Raw genomic sequence first — 19,708 nt, 5'->3', positions numbered from 1 at the left:
TGCGTTGGCTGCCATCACTTACCTAAGTCATTGAGTTATCTCAACGCCTTGGGGTCATTCCGTTGCCGTCTTCCTGCAACTCAAATTATTGAGGGTATAATTAACAATATATTGATTCTGAACATCAAACCACTGGACGGGCCACCACGTTGCGCGTTTCCATCCGTACTTCGGCAATGCGCACTTCAATTTTGTCGCTCTGGCTGTAAACCGTTTCACCTTTGATTTGCACGGTGCCGGTTTCCTGGCTGCACACCATTTCATCACGCACCGCATGAATAAAGGGCGCGGGAATAAAGGCGACTGCGCCGTTATCCAGTAAGCGCACCCGTAGGCCACCGCGAGTGACATCAATAATTTCCGCCGGGAAGCGCGTATCTGTGCCTGCCATCGGTTGTAGGTAACGGGCATACAACCAATCACCGACATCACGTTCAGCCATGCGATTCAAACGGCGGCGTTCGGCCAATTGAACCGTGATTTCGTCCTGTGGTTTTTCCGCTTGCTGACCCGTAATAATGGCTTTCAGCAGACGATGGTTGACCATATCGCCGTATTTACGAATTGGCGAGGTCCAGGTGGCGTAAGCTTCAAGCCCTAAACCGAAGTGTGGGCCGGGAACGGTGCTGATTTCAGCGAATGTCTGGAAGCGGCGGATGCGACTATCAAGGAACTGGGTCGGTAAGGCATCAAGATGACGGCGCAATTCACAGAAACCAGGTAAGGTCAGCAGTGCTTGCGGATCGGCTTCCACCCCATTGGCCTGCAACACATTAGCGGCTTGCTCAACCAGCGCGGGATCAAAACCGGTATGCACGTTATAGATGCCAAAACCAAGATTATCACGCAGCGCAATAGCGGCACAGACGTTAGCGGCAATCATGCACTCTTCAACAATACGGTTAGCAATGCGGCGGTGTTCAACAATGATATCCAGCACTTCGCCTTTTTCGCCCAACAAGAAGCGGTAGTCAGGCCGGTCTTTAAACACCAATGCATGCTGTTCACGCCAATGGCTGCGCGCTTCGCAAACACGTTTTAATAATGTGATTTGTTCAGCGATATCAGCATTTTGTGGCTGCCAGTCACCACTGCCTTCTAACCAATCAGAGACGTCGTCATAAACCAGTTTGGCTTTCGACTCAACCCAGGCGGCTGAGAAGTGAATGTCTTCACCGAGCGTGCCATCAGCAGCAATAGTGACGCGGCACACCAATACCGGGCGGCGTTCATTCGGTCGCAGTGAGCAAAGATTATCGGATAAATCACGTGGTAGCATCGGGATGTTAAAGCCCGGCAGATAGTTGGTAAATGCACGTTTACGGGCAATTAAGTCCAACTCACTGTTTTCATCGACATAAGCAGTAGGGTCAGCAATAGCAATGGTCAACAACAGCGAGCCGTCACCGTTGTCTTGCACCTGCAAAGCATCATCCATATCTTCCGTGCTGGCACTGTCGATAGTGACAAAATTAAGCGCAGTCAAATCTTCCCGTTGCAGGTTGGCATCATGCAACGCTGATTCAACCATGACTGGCGCTTCACGCTCCAGATTATGGCGCGCCAGGGTGACCCACCAAGGCACGAAGTGATCTTCACCATCAGTAATAAAAGCAGTCAGATCGGCATTAAAGCCACGATCGCCTTTTAATGGATGGCGGCGCATCTCGGCCACCGCCCAATCACCGCTCTGGAAATCGTGAGTCAGTTCACGCACTGGACGACATTGAATGGCATCACGCAGCAGAGGATGGTCAGGAACGATAGACAGGCGGTCATCTTTTCGTTGCACACGGCCAACAAAGCGGGATAAAAATGGCTCAACCAGGGTTTCCGGCTCAGCAATTTCACGATCTTTATCGGTGTGAAGAGTGGCAATAATACGATCGCCATGCATGACTTTTTTCATCTGTGGCGGCGGAATAAAGTAACTTTTCTGCCCGTCTACCTCAAGAAAGCCAAAGCCTTTCTCAGTACCTTTAACCACGCCTTCGACGCGTGGAGTCTGAGTGTGAAGTTGCTGTTTTAGCTGCGCCAGCAGCGGGTTATCTTGAAACATATCGTCCAGTGAATGGTGTAGTGAGTGGGGTTAATCCGGCTGACAGTTTTACGCGAATCAGCCCCATCGGGCAAGCGGCATATCATTTGGCAGAGGAATTCCCTATTAAAGACAGGGGCATGTCTGGTGTCTTTTGTCAGCTATCATCCAGAATGATCGGCCCCGACGAAACAGGGCCAGCTTTTTGACGATATTCAAGCAATACGCAATGTTTGTGGTTGTTGCCAGCGCCGCACCGTCACTGGCACGGATTTTGAGGTTGGCGTGTGGGTTTCATCACCAAAACTGGATAACGGCACCAGTGGGTTAGTTTCAGGGTAATAAGCAGCCAGATTTCCACGGGGGATATCGTAGCTCACCAGTTTGAAACCACTGACTTTTCGCGTAATTCCGTCATTCCACAGCGTTTCAATTTCAACTAAATCACCTTCTTCTAATGCCAGTTCAGTCAAATCTTGCGGGTTAATAAACAGCACTTCCCGTTGACCATACACCCCGCGATAGCGGTCATCAAGGCCATAAATAGTGGTGTTATATTGATCGTGTGAACGTAAAGTTTGCAGCACAAAAGGGGCCTGTTCACCGGCAATCTGCGGAAATAAGCTATCAGGGAGCATTGATGCACAAAATTCGGCTTTACCACTGGGGGTGGCAAATTGCATTGCGGCGGCGGCACTGCCCAGATAGAAACCACCGGGTTGCTCGCAGCGGGCGTTAAAGTCATCAAAACCGGGAGTGGTTGCGCCAATATGGTCACGAATCAAGTTGTAATCATCGGCTAATGCCAGCCAATCCAGCGCTCTTCCCTCGGCGGGCTGCTGAGCAAAAACAGCATTGGCAATGCCGCAGACAATGGCTGTTTCTGAGTGCTGAGTTTCCGCCAGCGGTTTCCCCACACCTTCAGAGGCGTGCACCATGCTAAATGAATCTTCTACGGTAATAAATTGTGAGCCTGTAGCTTGCATATCACGTTCAGTACGGCCCAGCGTCGGAAGAATCAAGGCTTCAGCACCGGTTATCAGGTGGCTACGATTGAGTTTGGTGCTGATATGTACCGTGAGATCACAGCGGCGCAGTGCTTGCGCGGTACGCTCGGTATCGGGAGCCGCAGCTGCCAGATTGCCACCAAGGGCAATCAACACTTTGACTTCGCCGCGCAGCATGGCTTCAAGCGCTTCCACGGTATTATGTCCGGCGGCTTGAGGCGGAGTAAAACCAAAATGCTGGCCTAAACGCGTTAACATGGCGGCAGAGGGTTTCTCATCTATCCCCATAGTGCGATTGCCTTGCACATTACTGTGACCTCGAACCGGGCATAAACCCGCCCCAGGTTTGCCTAACTGGCCAAATAACAGTTGCAGGTTAGTAAGTTCCCTAACTGTTATCACTGAATGTTTATGCTGCGTGATACCCATTGCCCAGGTCAGGATAACGCGCTCTGCATGCTGATAAATATCTGCTGCATGGCGTATTTGCGCCTCGGTTAAGCCTGATTGCTGGGTAATCTGCGCCCATGACGTATTATCAACCGCCGCCAGATAATCATCTATTCCTTGAGTATGCGCGGCAATAAACGCTTCATCCAATAAACCGGGCAGCCCTTGTGCCAGTTGCTGGTGATGGGTTGCCAGCAAAGCTTTCACCATACCGCGAACCGCGGCCATATCACCGCCAAGATTAGGTTGAAAATAGGCAGAGCTGATGGGGGATGATTTAGGTGTCAACATTTCAATCGGGTTTTGTGGGTCAGCAAAGCGTTCCAATCCACGCTCACGTAAGGTATTGAAGCTGACAATCCGTGCGCCGCGATCTTTGGCATGACGTAAGCTGTGCAACATTCTCGGATGATTGGTACCTGGGTTTTGCCCGAAGACAAAAATGGCATCAGCCAGCTCGAAATCCTGCATACGAATGGTACCTTTACCGACCCCAATACTCTGTTTCAGGCCGGTACCACTGGCTTCATGGCACATATTTGAGCAATCTGGAAAATTATTTGTTCCCAACATACGGCCGAAAAGCTGATAAAGGTAGGAGGCTTCATTACTGGCTCGGCCTGAAGTATATAGCTCCAGCTGATTTGGGTTATCCAGCCCATTAATGTGCTTAGCAATTAATTCAAGAGCACTTTCCCAACTAATCGGCTGATAACGGTCAGTCTGTGGGTTATAGCGCATGGGATGGGTGATTCGCCCTTGATATTCAAGGAAATAGTCACTTTGTTGGTGCAGAGTCGTCAGGCTGTGTTCCGCAAAAAACTCCGGTTCCACCGCCTTGCGGGTAGCTTCCCAACTGACCGCTTTGGCCCCATTCTCACAAAAACTGAAAGTGCTGTGGTTGTCATCTCCCCAGGCACAGCCCGGGCAGTCAAAACCTTTGACTTGGTTGACGCGCAACAAGTTACGAATATTCTTCAATGCTTGCTTGCTGTCCAACACAAAGCGCGTGGTGGCTTCAAGAGATCCCCAGCCACCAGCAGCGCCGGTATAGGGTTTTATGGCTGATTTAAATTTCATGATAATACGCCGCAGGTGTTTTTTTGTTTCAAGCAGGTAACAAAATGATTAACTGTTTGAGTCTATTTTGTCACAAGTCTAGTGGGGCGGGGCACTAGCGTCTAATCGAATACCGCAATCGCGGCATAGAGCGGGCTTATCACTCGATATGTTGCTGATCAAATCCGTTGATGTACATCTGGTGAGTTAATGGCTGTATCTTATATTTATGAAATAAAATTATTTAATAATTATATTAATAAATGATTTTACAATTAACAAAAATATAATTTAGCATGCTTGATATTAAATTTTATCTGGTTTAAATAATGGCAAAATGACTTAACTGCTCTATTATTTAATAGCAGGCAGCTTAGTGTGTTTAATATAAGTGCCAATATAAATAATCAAAAATAACTATTAATTTCAAATAATAACTATTAAGTAAAAACAATCACACCAGTCATGTTTAGCGCCACAACTGAGATATATAAAGGTAGCTATTTTCCTACCTTTACGGGTCTGCATCCATAATCATCCAGATGAGGATAATACAATGACACAAACACAATTGGCTATTGATAATGTCTTGGCTAGTGCTGAAAGTACAATACAACTTAATGAGTTACCTAAAGTTGTTCTGGATTTTATCACCGGGGAGCAAACCAGTGTTGCGCGTTCCGGCGGGATTTTTACTAAAGAGGATTTAATTAACCTTAAACTTTATGTCAGAAAGGGGCTTTCATTACCAACCCGACAGGATGAAGTAGAGGCTTACCTTGGATATAAAAAAATAGATGTCGCTGGTCTTGAACCGAAAGATATTAAATTATTATTTGATGAAATTCATAATCATGCCTTAAATTGGAATGATGTGGAGCAGGCCGTATTACAACAAAGTTTGGATTTGGATATAGCAGCAAAAAACATCATCAGTACCGGCAATGAAATTATTAATCTGATAAATCAAATGCCAATAACCCTTCGTGTCAAAACCCTATTGGGTGACATTACAGATAAGCAGTTAGAGAATATCACTTATGAATCTGCTGATCATGAGGTAGCCTCAGCATTAAAAGATATTCTTGATGACATGAAAGGGGATATCAACAGGCATCAAACAACAACTGAGAATGTCAGGAAAAAAGTATCCGATTATAGAATCACCCTGACCGGCGGTGAGTTATCTTCGGGAGATAAAGTCAATGGGTTGGAACCACAGGTCAAAACAAAATACGACCTGATGGAAAAAAGCAATATGAGGAAATCAATAAAGGAATTAGACGAAAAAATAAAAGAGAAGAGACAGAGAATTGAGCAACTAAAGAAAGATTACGATAAGTTTGTCGGGTTGTCTTTTACTGGGGCCATAGGCGGTATAATAGCGATGGCTATTACTGGTGGGATCTTTGGTGCTAAAGCTGAAAACGCCAGAAAAGAAAAAAACGCATTAATCTCTGAGGTTGCTGAATTAGAAAGCAAAGTTAGCTCGCAAAGAGCATTACAAACTGCGTTAGAGGCACTTTCTCTGTCATTCAGTGATATTGGCATTCGAATGGTTGATGCCGAATCGGCGCTTAATCATTTGGATTTTATGTGGCTATCTGTTCTCAACCAAATTACTGAATCTCAGATACAGTTTGCGATGATTAACAATGCGTTGCGCCTGACTAGTTTTGTTAATAAATTCCAGCAGGTTATAACTCCATGGCAAAGTGTCGGAGATTCTGCCCGCCAGTTGGTGGATATATTTGATGAGGCAATAAAAGAATACAAAAAAGTGTATGGCTAATCAATATTACCGTATTTAATTATTCATTATGAGGATTATCACTATGGCCGAAATAAGCACATTTCCACACAGTGGTCTGAGTTACCCAGACATTAATTTCAAAATTTTTAGCCAAGGCGTTAAAAATATATCTCATCTCGCCCAGTTTAAAACGACAGGCGTTGAAGTACTACAGGAAAAAGCACTACGAGTCAGTTTATATTCACAAAGGTTGGATGTTATTGTGCGAGAGTCATTGTCAAGTTTACAGGTTAAATTGGAAAATACTCTGGCTCTCACCTATTTTACCACTCTGGAAGAAATCGATGAGGCACTGATTAGTCAAGATATTGATGAAGAAAGTAAATCTGAAATGCGTAAAGAGCGCATTAATATTATTAAAAATCTGGCTAATGACATTACTCAACTAAAGCAGTTGTTTATCGAAAAAACTGAGTTATTAGATAAGTCTTCCTCTGATCTGCATAACGTAGTGATTATTGAAGGAACCGACAAAGTCTTGCAAGCAGAACAATTACGTCAAAAACAACTGACAGAAGATATCGCTACCAAAGAACTGGAAAGAAAAGAGATTGAGAAAAAAAGAGATAAGATAATAGAAGCCTTGGATGTTATTCGCGAGCATAATCTGGTCGATGCATTCAAAGATCTTATCCCGACGGGCGAAAATTTAAGTGAATTAGATCTGGCTAAACCTGAAATAGAATTGCTTAAACAGTCATTAGAAATCACCAAAAAATTATTGGGGCAGTTTTCCGAGGGTTTAAAGTATATAGATTTAACTGACGCTCGGAAAAAGCTGGATAACCAAATAGATACCGCCTCCACCCGTTTAACCGAACTCAATCGCCAATTAGAGCAATCAGAGAAGTTAATTGCCGGTGTTAACGCGGTTATTAAAATTGATCAGGAGAAAAGTGCTGTTGTTGTTGAGGCCGAAAAACTTAGCCGTGCATGGCATATTTTTATTCATGAGATAACAGCTCTACAAGGTACTTCACTGAATGAAGTTGAGCTATCGAAGCCACTAATAAAACAGCAGATCTATTTAGAGTCATTAATCAAACAGCTGATTTGACTTGTGGCGTTTAGATACTTCTTTTCAGGTCAGTACCTGACCTGAATGGCGTTGCGCTAAGCGCTTTGTCAAAATAGAAGAGTTAGGCGGTGTGTCATTCCCTTTGATGGTATTTTACTGGAATGACACATAATTTTTCACACTCCTAACGCCGCCAATGCGGGCTTTAAAATGATGGAAGAGGGGGCGCAGAAGTTGGAACGCCGTTCGAATCAAATTTGAGACCAACTTTAAACTGCTCAGTCTCAGTTCTGGTTTTATTTTCAGTCTGCTGCGCCAACTCATTTGCCAACTTATTTGCCAGCGCCTCGGCAACTCTGGCATCCTCTTTTTCTTCTGCTATTACTCGGTCAGGCTCCTGATTTTTATATGTTTCTCTCGCCTTAGCTATCTCATCTCGAACTTTCTGTTGCTTATTATCGGAGCTGCGATTGGAGCTGCGATTAGAGACATCATCGTTTTTATCTTGAATCTTGGCTAATTTTGCTTTCAGTTCCTGCATCAGGTGCTTAGTGCGTTGCTCCAGTGAGGTGTTAGTCTGCTGCTCGCTTTTAACCTGCGGTTTCAATTCAACACTCCGAGATGAAGTCAAAAGTGAAGGTGCTGGCATAGAAGGAGCGGAAGTCGGAACGCCGTTTGCATCAAATTGGAGTTTAACTTTAAACTGCTCAGCCTCAGTTCTAGTTTTATTTCTAGTCTGCTGTGCCAACTCATTTGCCGACTCATTTGCCAGCGCCTCGGCAACTCTGGCATCCTCTTTTTCTTCTGCTATTACTCGCTTAGACTCCCCAAGTATGTATTCTTCTTTCGCCTGAACTATTTCCTGTTGAATAGCAGATAGCCCCTTATGGGGGCCGCCATTGGTCACATCAGCGGTATTATTTTCAACCGCGCTCAGTTTTTCTTTCAGTTGCTGGAACAGATCTTTAGGGAATACCCGAGGCCCTGCCTGTGTATTTGAAGTATTCTGCTGTTGTATATCTGTCTTCTTAGGTAGCTGCAAGGACAGTTTTTGAGGCCTTGGAATATGTGAGAGGGATGAGGAACGTTCCTCAACTGGGGGGCGTTGTCCCTGCAAGGGAGATAATTCACGTTTTACAGGTGATTGAGTAATCCTGACAAGGGATAATCTCTCAGGTCCATTCTTCTGTTTATCATTACCGCCTTGTGCCAATTTTTGATAAAAAGAAATTCTATCTTTTAGACTCAAACTAATTTTGGGTGGCGTCATTAAATGTTGCTCCTATAATAATGTATAGGAAAGATAACAGAACAATATTGCAGTTCCTTGCAAAAAACGATTCGCTGCCTTAGTCATTTCTCTGGTGTTCACTAACACGCCTACGACGTGATTTACTCAGATTCAATCATCAATGCTCAGGATAGACTTTTTCTTTAAATTCGCACAAGTCTTCAATAATGCATGAACCGCAGCGGGGTTTGCGGGCAATACAAGTGTAGCGGCCATGTAAAATCAGCCAGTGGTGGCAGTCCAGTTTAAATTCAGCGGGAACCACTTTGAGTAACTTGGCTTCAACCTGATCAACATTGCTACCAGGGGCGAACCCGGTGCGGTTACATACACGAAATATATGCGTATCAACGGCAATCGTCGGCCAACCAAAAGCGGTATTCAACACCACATTGGCGGTCTTACGGCCAACACCTGGTAATGCTTCCAGTGCTGCGCGATCTTCTGGTACTTCGCCGTGATGTTTTTCCAGCAATATCCGGCAGGTTTTAATCACGTTCTCAGCTTTGGTGTTAAACAAACCTATAGTTTTGATGTATGACTTGAGGCCATCAACCCCCAGATCCAGTATGGCCTGTGGAGTGTTAGCCACTGGATAGAGCTTAGCAGTGGCTTTATTGACACTGACATCGGTTGCTTGTGCCGACAAAAGCACCGAAATCAACAACTCAAACGGCGTGCTGTAGACCAACTCCGTCGTTGGGTGCGGGTCGTTATCCCGCAGGCGGGTCAAAATAGCAACACGTTTTTCTTGATTCATAAGGCTTTCTCTGCCACTCCATCCTGAAGTTGCGGTGCGGTAGCCAAGGCTCTGGCTTTGCGTGCTTTCATTTTCTCATCAATGACATATTTCCCGGCTAACAACAAACCCAGACCGATAAACGCGCCCGGTGGCAACATAGCTAACAGGAAAGGGCTATCCAGATGTAAGACTTCAATGCGCAGTACTTTTGCCCAATCACCGAGTAACATATCAGCACCATCAAACAGGGTGCCATTACCCAGAATTTCACGCAGGGAGCCTAAGACAAATAATGCGCATGTTGCCCCCAGCCCCATAGCTAAGCCATCCAGTGCTGATAAACCTACCGGGTTCCTGGCGGCGTATGCTTCTGCGCGACCAATCACAATACAGTTGGTCACTATCAGTGGGATAAATATCCCAAGGGACTGATATAAGCCAAATGCATAGGCGTTAATCAGCATTTGCACAGTACTGACCACTGAAGCAATGATCATTACATAGATAGGGATGCGGATTTCATTCGGCACCCAGCGGCGTAGCGCCGAGACAGCGGTGTTGGTGCATACCAATACCAGTGTGGTGGCCAGACCCAAGCCTAGCGCATTGGTTGCCGTTGATGAAACGGCCAACAACGGGCACAGGCCCAGCAGTTGTACCAATGCCGAGTTATTTTTCCATAGCCCTTGGGCTAACAAGTCTCTTGCTTCACTCATTGATCTTCTCCACAGACGGGCAAGCTATCGAGTTTTGCTGGCAGAGTTTCTAAAAATAGCGCCGTGTTTTTCACCGCCCGGACGACTGCCCTTGGCGTGATGGTCGCACCGGTAAACTGATCAAAGTCACCGCCGTCTTTTTTCACCGCCCAGCGTTTATCTTGCTCACCTTCAACATGTCGACCGCTGAAATGACTGATCCAGTCAGATATACGAATATCAATTTTATCACCGAGGCCGGGGGTTTCATGATGTTCAATCACCCGACTACCCAGTACGTTACCGCCAAAGTCTGCTCCGACCAATAATTGGATAGCGCCGGAATAGCCATCTGGCGCGGTAGTTTCGATGGCGGCAGCGACTGGCTGGCCCTCTTTGCGCGCCAGATAAAGGCGGTGAGGGGCCATGTTGCCGAGCGCTGAATCAGTGACAACGTAACATTCAGCTTGCATGTCATTGTCATAATTCTCTGTTGGAACGACCTGCTCCAGCAAGGCTTTCTGTTGTAGTGCAGCCTGATGGGCGATGGTAGATTCGGTTAACGAATTAACCACTGCTGTCAGCCCAGTGGCACCGGCGGCAAACAATGCCAGAGTGATGCCGTGACGCTTCATAGTATTTAGCATAACGGCTCCTTATTTATGCCCGCGCTGATGACCATAAACGCGTGGTTGAGTGTAGTGATCAATCAGTGGAACACAGATGTTGGCCAGCAGCACCGCAAATGCTACCCCATCGGGATAACCGCCGTAAACGCGAATCAGCCACACCAAAATACCAATCAATGCGCCGAAAATCAGCCGGCCACGAGGTGTTGTCGAGGCGCTGACCGGATCGGTGGCAATAAAGAAAGCACCCAACATGGTGGCACCGGAAAACAGATGCAACATAGGGGGGGCGAAGCTGTGTGGCGCAATCATCCAACTAATAGCAGCACAACCTGCCAAAGCCAATAGGAAACTCACCGGAATATGCCAGTGGATGGCTTTACGCCATAGCAGCAACAGGCCGCCCGCCAGAAAACCGAGGTTAATCCATTGCCAACCAATACCCGCCAGCCCCGCGGTATAAATCGGTTGTTGCAGAATCTGTTCCACGGGTTGGGAGCGCAGTGAGGTTTTAAAGTTATCGAGAGGCGTGGCCTGACTTATCCCATCATAGCCAATCTGCAGTTGGTGAATATCGGCACCATTTTGGGTGAATCCGGTGAAAATAGTTAATAAGCTGTCATAGAATCCAACCGGCGTTCCCTGTAATGGCAGAGGAGGAAGCCAACTGGTCATTTGTACTGGGAATGAAATCAGTAGTACAACATAGCCGACCATGGCAGGATTAAACGGATTCTGACCTAAACCGCCGTAAAGTTGTTTGGCAATAATAATGGCAAATGCCGTACCCAGAACAATCATCCACCAAGGGGCAAGTGGCGGCAGACTGATACCTAACAATAAGCCAGTGAGCAGGGCAGAGTTATCCTGTAATCGTGTCAGTACCGGCTGTTTACGTAAATGCAAGACAGCGCCTTCGGCCAGCACGGCGGTCATTATAGCCAGTGCAACTTGGATTAGGCTGCCATAACCAAAGAAGTAAGTCTGGGCGATAATCCCCGGAATGCAGGCTAAAATAACCAGCAGCATAATACTGCGGGTGCTACGTTGATTATGCGTAAAAGGGGAACTGGCTATCTGCAACCCTTTGTTCTGGGTCGATGTTACAGGCCTGAATTTCATGAAATTGTAACCATATGTCAAATACTTATCAGGATTCTCAAACGCAGGCGTTGCGCGGGCAAGTCGATGCTTGCGGGCGTCAATACACTCAGCCGTCAGGGGGATAATATTGGTGCAGCATTCTACCCTATTCAGACAAAGTGTAATACGCCTGAATCATAGGGTTATTATCCATCATCTGCGCGCTATTAAGTAAATAGAAGTATTAATAAACAGCATTAATCTTAAAATTTAACTTGCAATTTATATCCGAATAGTAATAGGCAAATAGAAAGAAATACAGTTTTACTGGTGGGGATAATTAGGCGGCGGTACTTAACAGAGTGGCCTGATAGTATGATTATAATAGCGATGATTGTGGGTGGTTTATTTGTAATTAATTGTAAGTTAACGATTTATTAACGTGAAAAATGAGAGTTGAGAAAAGCGTTGGCATAATGATAGATTAATGTAGTATGCAGTGTAATTATATATTTAAAGAACAATGAAATGATAAACGAAGACATATTGTTTATAGATGAATTAATTGAATGGATTGAAATTAATTTAGAAAAACGTCCTACCTTGGATGATGTGGCAAAAATTTCCGGATATTCAAAATGGCATCTGCAACGAAAATTTAAAAGTATTGTGGGGTTACAATTAGCCTCCTATATACGTGGACGGGTACTGACGCGCGCGGCTGTTGCTCTACGCATTTCGCGTCGGCCAATCATTGAGATTTCTGATGAATTGGGTTTCGACTCACAACAGACCTTCACTCGTACCTTTAAGAAGCGCTTTGGTGTCACGCCCAATAGTTTTCGCCAGATGGAACAGTGGGCTGTGCAGGGGATGCTTCCGCGTTTTAACTTCTATGAGAATTACACGCCAGAAATCAAACGGGTATCTTTACCCGCACAAGAGCTGGTCGGGTTTACCCGGCAGCTGAATTTTGATGAACATAATCATTGCAGTGGGCAGCATTCCTCTTGCATGGCAATGAAAGATGAAATCTTGCTCGATTTTTTTAAGGAAGTTAACTTTTCTTGCCAGCGAGTGTATTCCCTGTTTTCTGCCGATAAGGATCAGCAAGGGCAGAAAAGTATGTATTATTCGACGGCAATTGATAAAGAAAAACGGAATGAAATTCAAGGGCATCGGGAGATAGACAGTATCTCAATTCCTAAGGGAGAGTTTCTGGCGATTTCTCATCAAGGCAATGCTAAAGAATGTATCAAGTTTTCAATATATTTGTTTAATGAAGTGCTGCCTAAGCTGCGTGATGAGTTCGGCGGTGGTATTGAAATGGAAGTGATTGAGGTTGATAGCTGCCACGCCGAATCTAAATTACGTGATATTACCGCTGCCTACACTTACCTTATGTCGGTGAACTGACGCTCAACTGCGACGGCAAAAGCGCGTCAGTTCTTACCTAATCGGGATTAACGGCTGAAGCGCTTTGCGCAGCTTTTTTAGCTTTCACGCGGGCAATCGCTGCTGCCACGGCAGCTTTGCGCGGATCTTCCTCTGGCGCTTCACTTTCACTTTTTACCGGTTCTGACTCAAGTTGAGCTTGTGCGGCCTTTTTAGCTTTCACGCGGGCAATCGCTGCTGCCACGGCAGCTTTGCGCGGATCTTCCTCTGGCGCTTCACTTTCGCTTTTTACCGGTTCTGACTCAAGTTGAGCTTGCGCGGCCTTTTTAGCTTTCACGCGGGCAATCGCTGCTGCCACGGCAGCTTTGCGCGGATCTTCCTCTGGCGCTTCACTTTCGCTTTTTACCGGTTCTGACTCAAGTTGAGCTTGCGTGGCCTTTTTGGCTTTCACGCGGGCAATCGCTGCGGCCACGGCAGCTTTGCGCGGATCTTCCTCTGGCGCTTCACTTTCGCTTTTTACCGGTTCTGACTCAAGTTGAGCTTGTGCGGCCTTTTTGGCTTTCACGCGGGCAATCGCTGCGGCGACGGCGGCCTGCCGTGGGTCAATAGCATCAGTTTCTGGTTCGGCGGCAGCAAGCTTTTTCTCTACCTGACGTGTTCGAGCTTGTGCTTTTCGAGCCTCACGAGCAGCAATAACGGCACTATTATCGGGTGGTTGCCCAAGGGTCACACTGATAGTTGAATCTGTATTATTAGTTTCACGAGCTAAACGACTCACAGCCGCTTCAACCGTCTGTTGGTCTACATCTGTCAGCTTGACGGCGGCTTGTTTGTGACGCAATTCGCGTGCGATTTTTTCCCGCTCCAGGCGTGCCTGCTTAGCTTCAAAACGCGCTTTCGCTTGTGCAGCACGTTCAGCTTCTTGATCAAGGGTGCGTATTTCGGCCTTTTCCTGACGATAATATTGCACCAAAGGAATATTACTTGGGCAAACATAGGCGCAGGCACCGCATTCGATACAATCAAATAAATTATGATTGCGTGCTTTCTCATGCTCTTCGCCGCGACTAAACCAATAGAGTTGTTGAGGTAATAAGCCCGCCGGACAGGCATCTACACACAAACCGCAGCGAATACACGACTGTTCAGGCTCAGATAACCCCATTTCGGCTTCCGTGGGAGCCAAAATACAGTTACTGATCTTAACAATCGGCACATCCAGACTGGGGAGGGTAAAGCCCATCAATGGGCCACCCATAATCACCATTGGTTGGTTTTGCGGCGTAAAACCGGCCAGTTTTAGCAAATGCAGCACGGGCGTACCAATTCTGGCCCAGAAATTACCTGGTTTTGATAATGCATCGCCGGTTAATGTCACCACGCGTTCGATTAATGGCTCGTCGTCAATAATCGCCCGCTTAATGGCCACTACCGTACCGACGTTTTGCATTAATACGCCAATGGATGATGAGTGTTTACCGAAAGGCACTTCTTTGCCCGTCAGGATCTTGGTGAGTTGCTTGGCCCCACCTGACGGATATTTGGTAGGAATTACCCGCAGCTGGATTTCATCCTGGCCCCGTAGTGCGTGTTGCAGGGCGGCGATAGCTTCGGGTTTATTGTCTTCAATACCAATCAGCACCTGCTGCGGCTGCAACAAGTACATTAAAATCTGTGTCCCCAAGACCACTTCTGAGGCATGTTCTTGCATCAGGCGATCATCGGCAGTGATATAAGGTTCACACTCAGCGGCGTTAATAATGAGCGTGGTTACACTGTTCAAGCCGCCCTGTAATTTGCTGGCGGTGGGGAACCCCGCGCCCCCTAAACCGGCGATACCTGCCTGATGGATCCTCTCCAGCAGGGCGGTTTTATCGCGTAGCGAGTAATCGGCCCACGGTTGTTGCTCGCGCCAGCGGTCTTCACCATCGGGAGTTATGTGTACGCACAGCTCTGCCAGACCCGAGGGGTGGGCAGTAGTATGCGGCGCAATTGCCGTAATGATGCCGGAAGTCGGTGCATGTACCGGCACCGTACGGCCACGGCCAACCGTCAGCGGTTGACCCTTTAACACCCGCTCACCGGTGCTGACGCGCAGTTCGCCTTCTGGCCCCAGATGCTGTTGCAAAGGAACGATTAATTGTTCCGGCAAAGTCGCGATACGCATCGGAACCCGGCTTGATTGCAGCTTCATTTCAGGCGGATGGATACCTCCATCGAAATCCCAGATGTTGTCGTGTTTGCGGGCAGTAAACAGCTTAAACATGTTGCTCCACATCTATCATTTTCACCGGAATCATCTGCGAGGCAGCTAATTGGCTTGGAAGGTTTTTAACTGGGATGGTGCTTAAATCCCACTTCCAGTTGGCGGTGGTGGTGGCAACCGGGATCATCTCAATACAGTCGGTCGGGCACGGCGAGACACAGAGGTCACAACCGGTGCAGAGATCCGGCAAAACCGTATGCATTGCACGGGTCGCGCCAACAATGGCATCAACCGGACAGGCCTGAATGCATTTGGTGCAACCAATACAATTTGCTTCATCAATAAAAGCCACTTTGCGCTGCGGGTGGGCGGCAGCTTCGTCACCATCCAACGGTTGTGGCTCTACGGCCAGCAATTCGGCCAGCTTAAGCATCACTTGCTCGCCACCGGGAGCGCATTTGTTTATTTTCTCACCACCCGCGGATACCGCTTCGGCATACGGGCGACAGCCGGGATAGCCACATTGACCACACTGGCTTTGCGGCAAAATAGCATCAACTTGCTCGACAACCGGGTCTTGATCAACCTGGAAACGGCGGGCAGCAAAACCCAGCACGGCGCCGGAAATCAGCGCCAATGTACTTAATGCACCAATGGCAATCCATAACGACATCATTAGAACTTCACCAATCCGGTAAAGCCCATAAAGGCCAATGACATCAGCCCCGCGGTTATCAGGGCAATGGACGAACCACGGAAGGGGGCGGGAACGTCAGCGACAGCCAGCCGCTCACGGATAGCCGCAAACAGCACCATGACTAAAGAGAAACCGGCGGCGGCACTGAAGCCATAGACTGCCGATTGCATAAAATTGTGTGATTGATTGATATTAAGTAAGGCCACACCTAATACCGCACAGTTTGTTGTGATGAGCGGCAAAAAGATCCCCAGCAAGCGATAAAGTGCCGGGCTGGTTTTGCGCACCACCAGCTCAGTAAATTGCACCACCACCGCGATAACCAAAATAAAGGCCAGCGTCCGCAAATAGACCAACCCCAATGGCAGTAAAATAAAGCTGTTGACCATCCAGGCGCAAACCGAGGCCAATGTCAGTACGAAAGTAGTCGCCAGCCCCATACCAATGGCGGTCTCCAGTTTTTTGGAGACCCCCATGAAAGGGCACAGGCCAAGAAATTTGACCAGAACGAAGTTGTTTACCAAAACAGTACCGACAAACAGCAGCAGGTATTCAGTCATTGCGGAACCTAAAAGTCATTACGGAGCCTAAAAAGTCATTGCGGAGTCTAAAAAAAGTAAAGCCGCCTATTATCTAAAATTGGCGGCTTAAGAACAACAGATGAATAGCAGGGTTATTACCCTTTTATCCGTCATATTTCAAGTTGTAGGTGCGTTGGCTGCACTCAATTACTCGGCCCGTCCATGGGCCTCGCCTCTACGAGGCCGCTGCGAGCAGCGTTCAAATCTGCTCCCGACAGATTTGTCACCCGAATCACTGGCTTGTGTCGGCTCATCGGGATGCTGTTGCTTGCCGCCTTCCTGTATCTTGAAATTTATAGGATACCGCAAGGAAAAGGTGCGCAATCGGCTTAATACTCAATAAAAGTATGCTTCACTCGCTGCGAACGTTTCATGTAAGGCACAAAAACCGCCGCCGCCAGCAGGGGCCAACCCAAGGTGCGTAAGGCGATATCATCACTGATGGGCGAGAAAGCAAATGCTTTTAATGCCAATAATACGGTAAGTAATAGCCAGAGAATAAACCATTTAGGGAATCGCTGTGAGCGGCTACAGAATAGCCAGATGACCCATAAGGTATAAGTCCACATTAAGAGCGTGGTGACCACGGAGAAATACCATTGCAAAGTAAATGCCTGCGAGTTGGTCACCAGATATTCTCTGGATTCGGGCGTAAAAATCGCCATAGCATAGAGTGCCAACATTAAGCTGGCACTGAGCAATGTCACAATCAAATAAGCCAGCGGGGCCAATAGCCAGCCGCCAATACGTTGATATTCCTTAGGTTGAGACATAGTGCGCCTTTTATATATTCATCAAAAGGGATAACCTATCATGCAGTTACTCCTTCTCTACATCACGCTAGCTTAACCCGCGAATACACCCTTCGTCATCTATATCAATATGATAATACGCAGGCTGTGTTCCCAGGCCCGGCATGGTCATAATATCCCCAGCATAAATGCGCACAAATCCGGCACCGGCTGACACCGCACAGGCTGTGACAGGCAACACGAAGTCATGTGGAACATTCTTCAAGCTGGCATCTGCGCTGATGGACAACGGTGTTTTGGCGATACACAGCGGTAAATGACCAAAACCTGCCGCCGTGATTGAGTCAAGCTGCTGACGCGCTTGTGGGGTGAAAGTGACTTCACGAGCACCATAGCGCTGCGCCAAAATCTCTATTTTCTGCTCCAATGAGGCATTGTCAGGGTACGCCAGTACAGGGGGAGATGCATGAGCGCAAGCATCGATAACGCGCTGAGCCAAGGCGGTGGTGCCCGCGCCACCTTTTGCAAAAGCCTCACTGATGTCACAGGCAATTGCGCCAGCTGATAGCGCATAGTCGGCTAAAAAGGCCAGTTCTTCCGGGCTGTCGTCAGGGAAGCAATTGACGGCCACCACCACCGGTAAGCCATAGCTTTTGGCATTATTAATATGCCATTTTAGATTGGCACACCCTTGGCTTAATAAAGGAATATTAGTATTGAGAATTTCAGCAGGCAGAGGTTGGCCCGGTTTGATATCAAAAACACCACTATTGGCTTTCAGGCTACGTAATGTGGCGACCAGAACCACACAGGATGGCGCAATACCAGATTGCCGATACTTGATATTAAAGAACTTCTCCATGCCCATATCAGAACCGAAGCCCGCTTCCGTTACCACATAGTCTGCTAACTGCAATCCCAGACGGTCAGCCAGCACTGAAGAATTCCCGTGAGCAATGTTGGCAAATGGCCCAGCGTGGATAAGCACCGGCGTCTGTTCACTGGTTTGCATCAGTGTCGGGTGGATGGTCTCTTTCATTAGCGCCGTCATGGCACCTGCTACCCCCAAATCATCAGCCGTAATGGCTTGACCGCTAGTGCTGTGGGCCAAAATTATCCGGCCAATGCGTTGGCGCATGTCGTGCAAGCTTTCTGACAACGCCAGAATGGCCATAAGTTCTGATGCCGCGGTAATTTCCACATGGTCGTGCCGCTCAACACCGTGAGTACCGCCGCCCACACCGACCTGAATATGGCGCAGCGCCCGATCATTATGGTCAACCACTCGCGGCCATAGGATCTGTTGAGCATCAATATTAAGCAGTGGCATCCCGGTTTGTTGACTAAAAACCGCGCCCAAGCGCTGTTCATGATACAGACGTGCATCCAGCGCCGCCGCTGCCAGATTATGTGCCGCGCTAATAGCATGGATATCACCGGTCAGATGCAGGTTCAATTTCTCCATGGGTAACACTTGTGCTGCACCACCGCCTGCGGCTCCCCCTTTAACACCAAAGACTGGGCCAAGGCTCGGTTGGCGGATGCAAGCTACCCCACGATAGCCTAAGCGGTTGATTCCCTGACTTAAACCAATGGTCGTGACGGTTTTACCTTCTCCCAACGGCGTCGGAGTAATGCTGGAAACCAGAATCAGTTTGCCTTGTGGGCCACTGGGCCGTAATGCACTGATATCAACTTTCGCCATATGGTGCCCATAGGGGATTAAATCATCTGCGCTCAGGCCTAATTGTGGTGCAATTTGCTGAATGGGAAGCAAATTTGTTTCAGAACTCATATTTGATAGCGAAGGGAGTACATCGGCAGAGGAAGACAGTGTCGGTGTCATGGTGCGAAAGTTCCTGTTAGTGGTGATAAAACGGCGGCAGCCAATCACGATGACTATACCCGTCATACTTCAAGCTGCATGTGCGTTGGCTACGCTCGTCACCCGAATGACTTACTACTGTAAGCTCATCGGGATTCACCCTACGGGCTAGCATAAATGCTGTTCAAATCGGTTTTCACCGATTTGTCACTCGCTTGCCGCCTTGCTGCAACTCTAAGTATTTAGGCTATAAATCACGGCGAAATTATCACACAAAGCGCTAAGAAATTGGCGATGCAAATCAATAAATGTGAGGCCACCGGCGCTGATAGCGCGCTGCTGTGTGCGGATTAACCCATAACACCAATATTGCGATTTCTACTTTTTATATTTTAATTTTGTGAGTTTTGTTTTTTTTGATGAAATT

At 47.4% G+C, this 19,708-nt stretch carries 15 protein-coding genes; 3 read left to right on the top strand and 12 right to left on the bottom strand.

The features are described 5' to 3' along the window. Positions 1–124 precede the first annotated feature (124 nt). Positions 125–2,059, bottom strand: a complete 1,935-nt coding sequence (locus tag FGL26_RS05320; RefSeq protein ID WP_032912730.1) for an exoribonuclease II — start codon at positions 2,057–2,059, stop codon at positions 125–127. Positions 2,060–2,253: 194 nt separating this feature from the next. Continuing rightward, the gene (locus FGL26_RS05310) at positions 2,254–4,575 is read right to left on the bottom strand and encodes an FdhF/YdeP family oxidoreductase (RefSeq protein WP_138060221.1); all 2,322 of its coding nucleotides are present in this window, start codon (positions 4,573–4,575) and stop codon (positions 2,254–2,256) included. A gap of 535 nt (positions 4,576–5,110) precedes the next feature. Here FGL26_RS05310 and yaxA point away from each other — a divergent pair. Further along, positions 5,111–6,346, top strand: coding sequence for a pore-forming cytotoxin subunit YaxA (yaxA, locus tag FGL26_RS05305; protein WP_005169901.1), 1,236 nt, complete (start codon positions 5,111–5,113; stop codon positions 6,344–6,346). A gap of 43 nt (positions 6,347–6,389) precedes the next feature. Then, positions 6,390–7,424 (top strand): pore-forming cytotoxin subunit YaxB, encoded by a 1,035-nt coding sequence (gene yaxB / locus FGL26_RS05300; RefSeq protein ID WP_005169898.1) that lies wholly within the window; start codon positions 6,390–6,392, stop codon positions 7,422–7,424. 166 nt (positions 7,425–7,590) lie between these two features. On the opposite strand, the gene FGL26_RS05295 is transcribed toward yaxB, so the two are convergent. The 5 genes from FGL26_RS05295 to rsxD form a co-directional block, all read right to left on the bottom strand. Beyond that, positions 7,591–8,655 (bottom strand): hypothetical protein, encoded by a 1,065-nt coding sequence (locus FGL26_RS05295; protein ID WP_005169895.1) that lies wholly within the window; start codon positions 8,653–8,655, stop codon positions 7,591–7,593. A gap of 139 nt (positions 8,656–8,794) precedes the next feature. Then, positions 8,795–9,436 carry an endonuclease III gene (gene nth / locus FGL26_RS05290; protein ID WP_005164815.1) on the bottom strand — a complete coding sequence of 214 codons (642 nt, stop codon included), beginning with the start codon at positions 9,434–9,436 and terminating at the stop codon, positions 8,795–8,797. Continuing rightward, complete coding sequence (locus tag FGL26_RS05285) at positions 9,433–10,134, bottom strand: electron transport complex subunit E (protein WP_005169892.1); 702 nt, start codon at positions 10,132–10,134, stop codon at positions 9,433–9,435. Before FGL26_RS05285 ends, nth begins: the two co-directional genes overlap by 4 nt. Then, on the bottom strand, positions 10,131–10,760 hold the full coding sequence (gene rsxG, locus FGL26_RS05280; protein WP_005169889.1) for an electron transport complex subunit RsxG: 630 nt from the start codon (positions 10,758–10,760) through the stop codon (positions 10,131–10,133). Before rsxG ends, FGL26_RS05285 begins: the two co-directional genes overlap by 4 nt. 9 nt (positions 10,761–10,769) lie before the next feature. Next, positions 10,770–11,864: an electron transport complex subunit RsxD gene (rsxD, locus tag FGL26_RS05275; RefSeq protein ID WP_005169888.1), complete on the bottom strand. Its 1,095-nt coding sequence runs from the start codon at positions 11,862–11,864 to the stop codon at positions 10,770–10,772. 489 nt (positions 11,865–12,353) lie between these two features. Between rsxD and FGL26_RS05270 the strand changes: the two genes are divergently transcribed. After that, positions 12,354–13,241: a helix-turn-helix domain-containing protein gene (locus FGL26_RS05270; RefSeq protein WP_005169887.1), complete on the top strand. Its 888-nt coding sequence runs from the start codon at positions 12,354–12,356 to the stop codon at positions 13,239–13,241. Between the two features lie 37 nt (positions 13,242–13,278). On the opposite strand, the gene rsxC is transcribed toward FGL26_RS05270, so the two are convergent. The 5 genes from rsxC to FGL26_RS05245 all read right to left on the bottom strand — a co-directional run bounded on the left by rsxC (position 13,279) and on the right by FGL26_RS05245 (position 19,302). Then, positions 13,279–15,486 carry an electron transport complex subunit RsxC gene (gene rsxC, locus FGL26_RS05265; protein ID WP_032912729.1) on the bottom strand — a complete coding sequence of 736 codons (2,208 nt, stop codon included), beginning with the start codon at positions 15,484–15,486 and terminating at the stop codon, positions 13,279–13,281. Then, a complete protein-coding gene (rsxB, locus tag FGL26_RS05260) occupies positions 15,479–16,102 on the bottom strand; it encodes an electron transport complex subunit RsxB (RefSeq protein ID WP_005169885.1) in 624 nt (207 codons plus the stop codon). The genes rsxC and rsxB overlap by 8 nt, the downstream gene beginning before the upstream one ends. Then, on the bottom strand, positions 16,102–16,683 hold the full coding sequence (rsxA, locus tag FGL26_RS05255) for an electron transport complex subunit RsxA (protein WP_005169884.1): 582 nt from the start codon (positions 16,681–16,683) through the stop codon (positions 16,102–16,104). Before rsxA ends, rsxB begins: the two co-directional genes overlap by 1 nt. A gap of 350 nt (positions 16,684–17,033) precedes the next feature. Then, positions 17,034–17,477, bottom strand: coding sequence for a DUF2569 domain-containing protein (locus FGL26_RS05250; protein WP_005169877.1), 444 nt, complete (start codon positions 17,475–17,477; stop codon positions 17,034–17,036). 67 nt (positions 17,478–17,544) lie between these two features. After that, positions 17,545–19,302 carry a formate--tetrahydrofolate ligase gene (locus FGL26_RS05245; RefSeq protein WP_005169876.1) on the bottom strand — a complete coding sequence of 586 codons (1,758 nt, stop codon included), beginning with the start codon at positions 19,300–19,302 and terminating at the stop codon, positions 17,545–17,547. Positions 19,303–19,708: the final 406 nt, after the last annotated feature.

It is taken from the genome of Yersinia enterocolitica subsp. enterocolitica (assembly GCF_901472495.1).
Lineage (GTDB): Bacteria > Pseudomonadota > Gammaproteobacteria > Enterobacterales > Enterobacteriaceae > Yersinia > Yersinia enterocolitica.
The sequence above is the reverse complement of the archived record's forward strand: the minus strand, read 5'-3'. Positions and strand labels throughout refer to the sequence as shown.

Bases quoted from the DNA above. Each gene is read 5' to 3' on its own strand.
- rsxG (WP_005169889.1), bottom strand. From the start codon at position 10,760: ATGCTAAATACTATGAAGCGTCACGGCATCACTCTGGCATTGTTTGCC.
- rsxD (WP_005169888.1), bottom strand. From the start codon at position 11,864: ATGAAATTCAGGCCTGTAACATCGACCCAGAACAAAGGGTTGCAGATA.
- rsxC (WP_032912729.1), bottom strand. From the start codon at position 15,486: ATGTTTAAGCTGTTTACTGCCCGCAAACACGACAACATCTGGGATTTC.
- rsxA (WP_005169884.1), bottom strand. From the start codon at position 16,683: ATGACTGAATACCTGCTGCTGTTTGTCGGTACTGTTTTGGTAAACAAC.
- yaxB (WP_005169898.1), top strand. From the start codon at position 6,390: ATGGCCGAAATAAGCACATTTCCACACAGTGGTCTGAGTTACCCAGAC.
- nth (WP_005164815.1), bottom strand. From the start codon at position 9,436: ATGAATCAAGAAAAACGTGTTGCTATTTTGACCCGCCTGCGGGATAAC.
- FGL26_RS05310 (WP_138060221.1), bottom strand. From the start codon at position 4,575: ATGAAATTTAAATCAGCCATAAAACCCTATACCGGCGCTGCTGGTGGC.
- FGL26_RS05270 (WP_005169887.1), top strand. From the start codon at position 12,354: ATGATAAACGAAGACATATTGTTTATAGATGAATTAATTGAATGGATT.
- FGL26_RS05250 (WP_005169877.1), bottom strand. From the start codon at position 17,477: ATGTCTCAACCTAAGGAATATCAACGTATTGGCGGCTGGCTATTGGCC.
- FGL26_RS05320 (WP_032912730.1), bottom strand. From the start codon at position 2,059: ATGTTTCAAGATAACCCGCTGCTGGCGCAGCTAAAACAGCAACTTCAC.
- FGL26_RS05285 (WP_005169892.1), bottom strand. From the start codon at position 10,134: ATGAGTGAAGCAAGAGACTTGTTAGCCCAAGGGCTATGGAAAAATAAC.
- yaxA (WP_005169901.1), top strand. From the start codon at position 5,111: ATGACACAAACACAATTGGCTATTGATAATGTCTTGGCTAGTGCTGAA.
- FGL26_RS05295 (WP_005169895.1), bottom strand. From the start codon at position 8,655: ATGACGCCACCCAAAATTAGTTTGAGTCTAAAAGATAGAATTTCTTTT.
- FGL26_RS05245 (WP_005169876.1), bottom strand. From the start codon at position 19,302: ATGACACCGACACTGTCTTCCTCTGCCGATGTACTCCCTTCGCTATCA.
- rsxB (WP_005169885.1), bottom strand. From the start codon at position 16,102: ATGATGTCGTTATGGATTGCCATTGGTGCATTAAGTACATTGGCGCTG.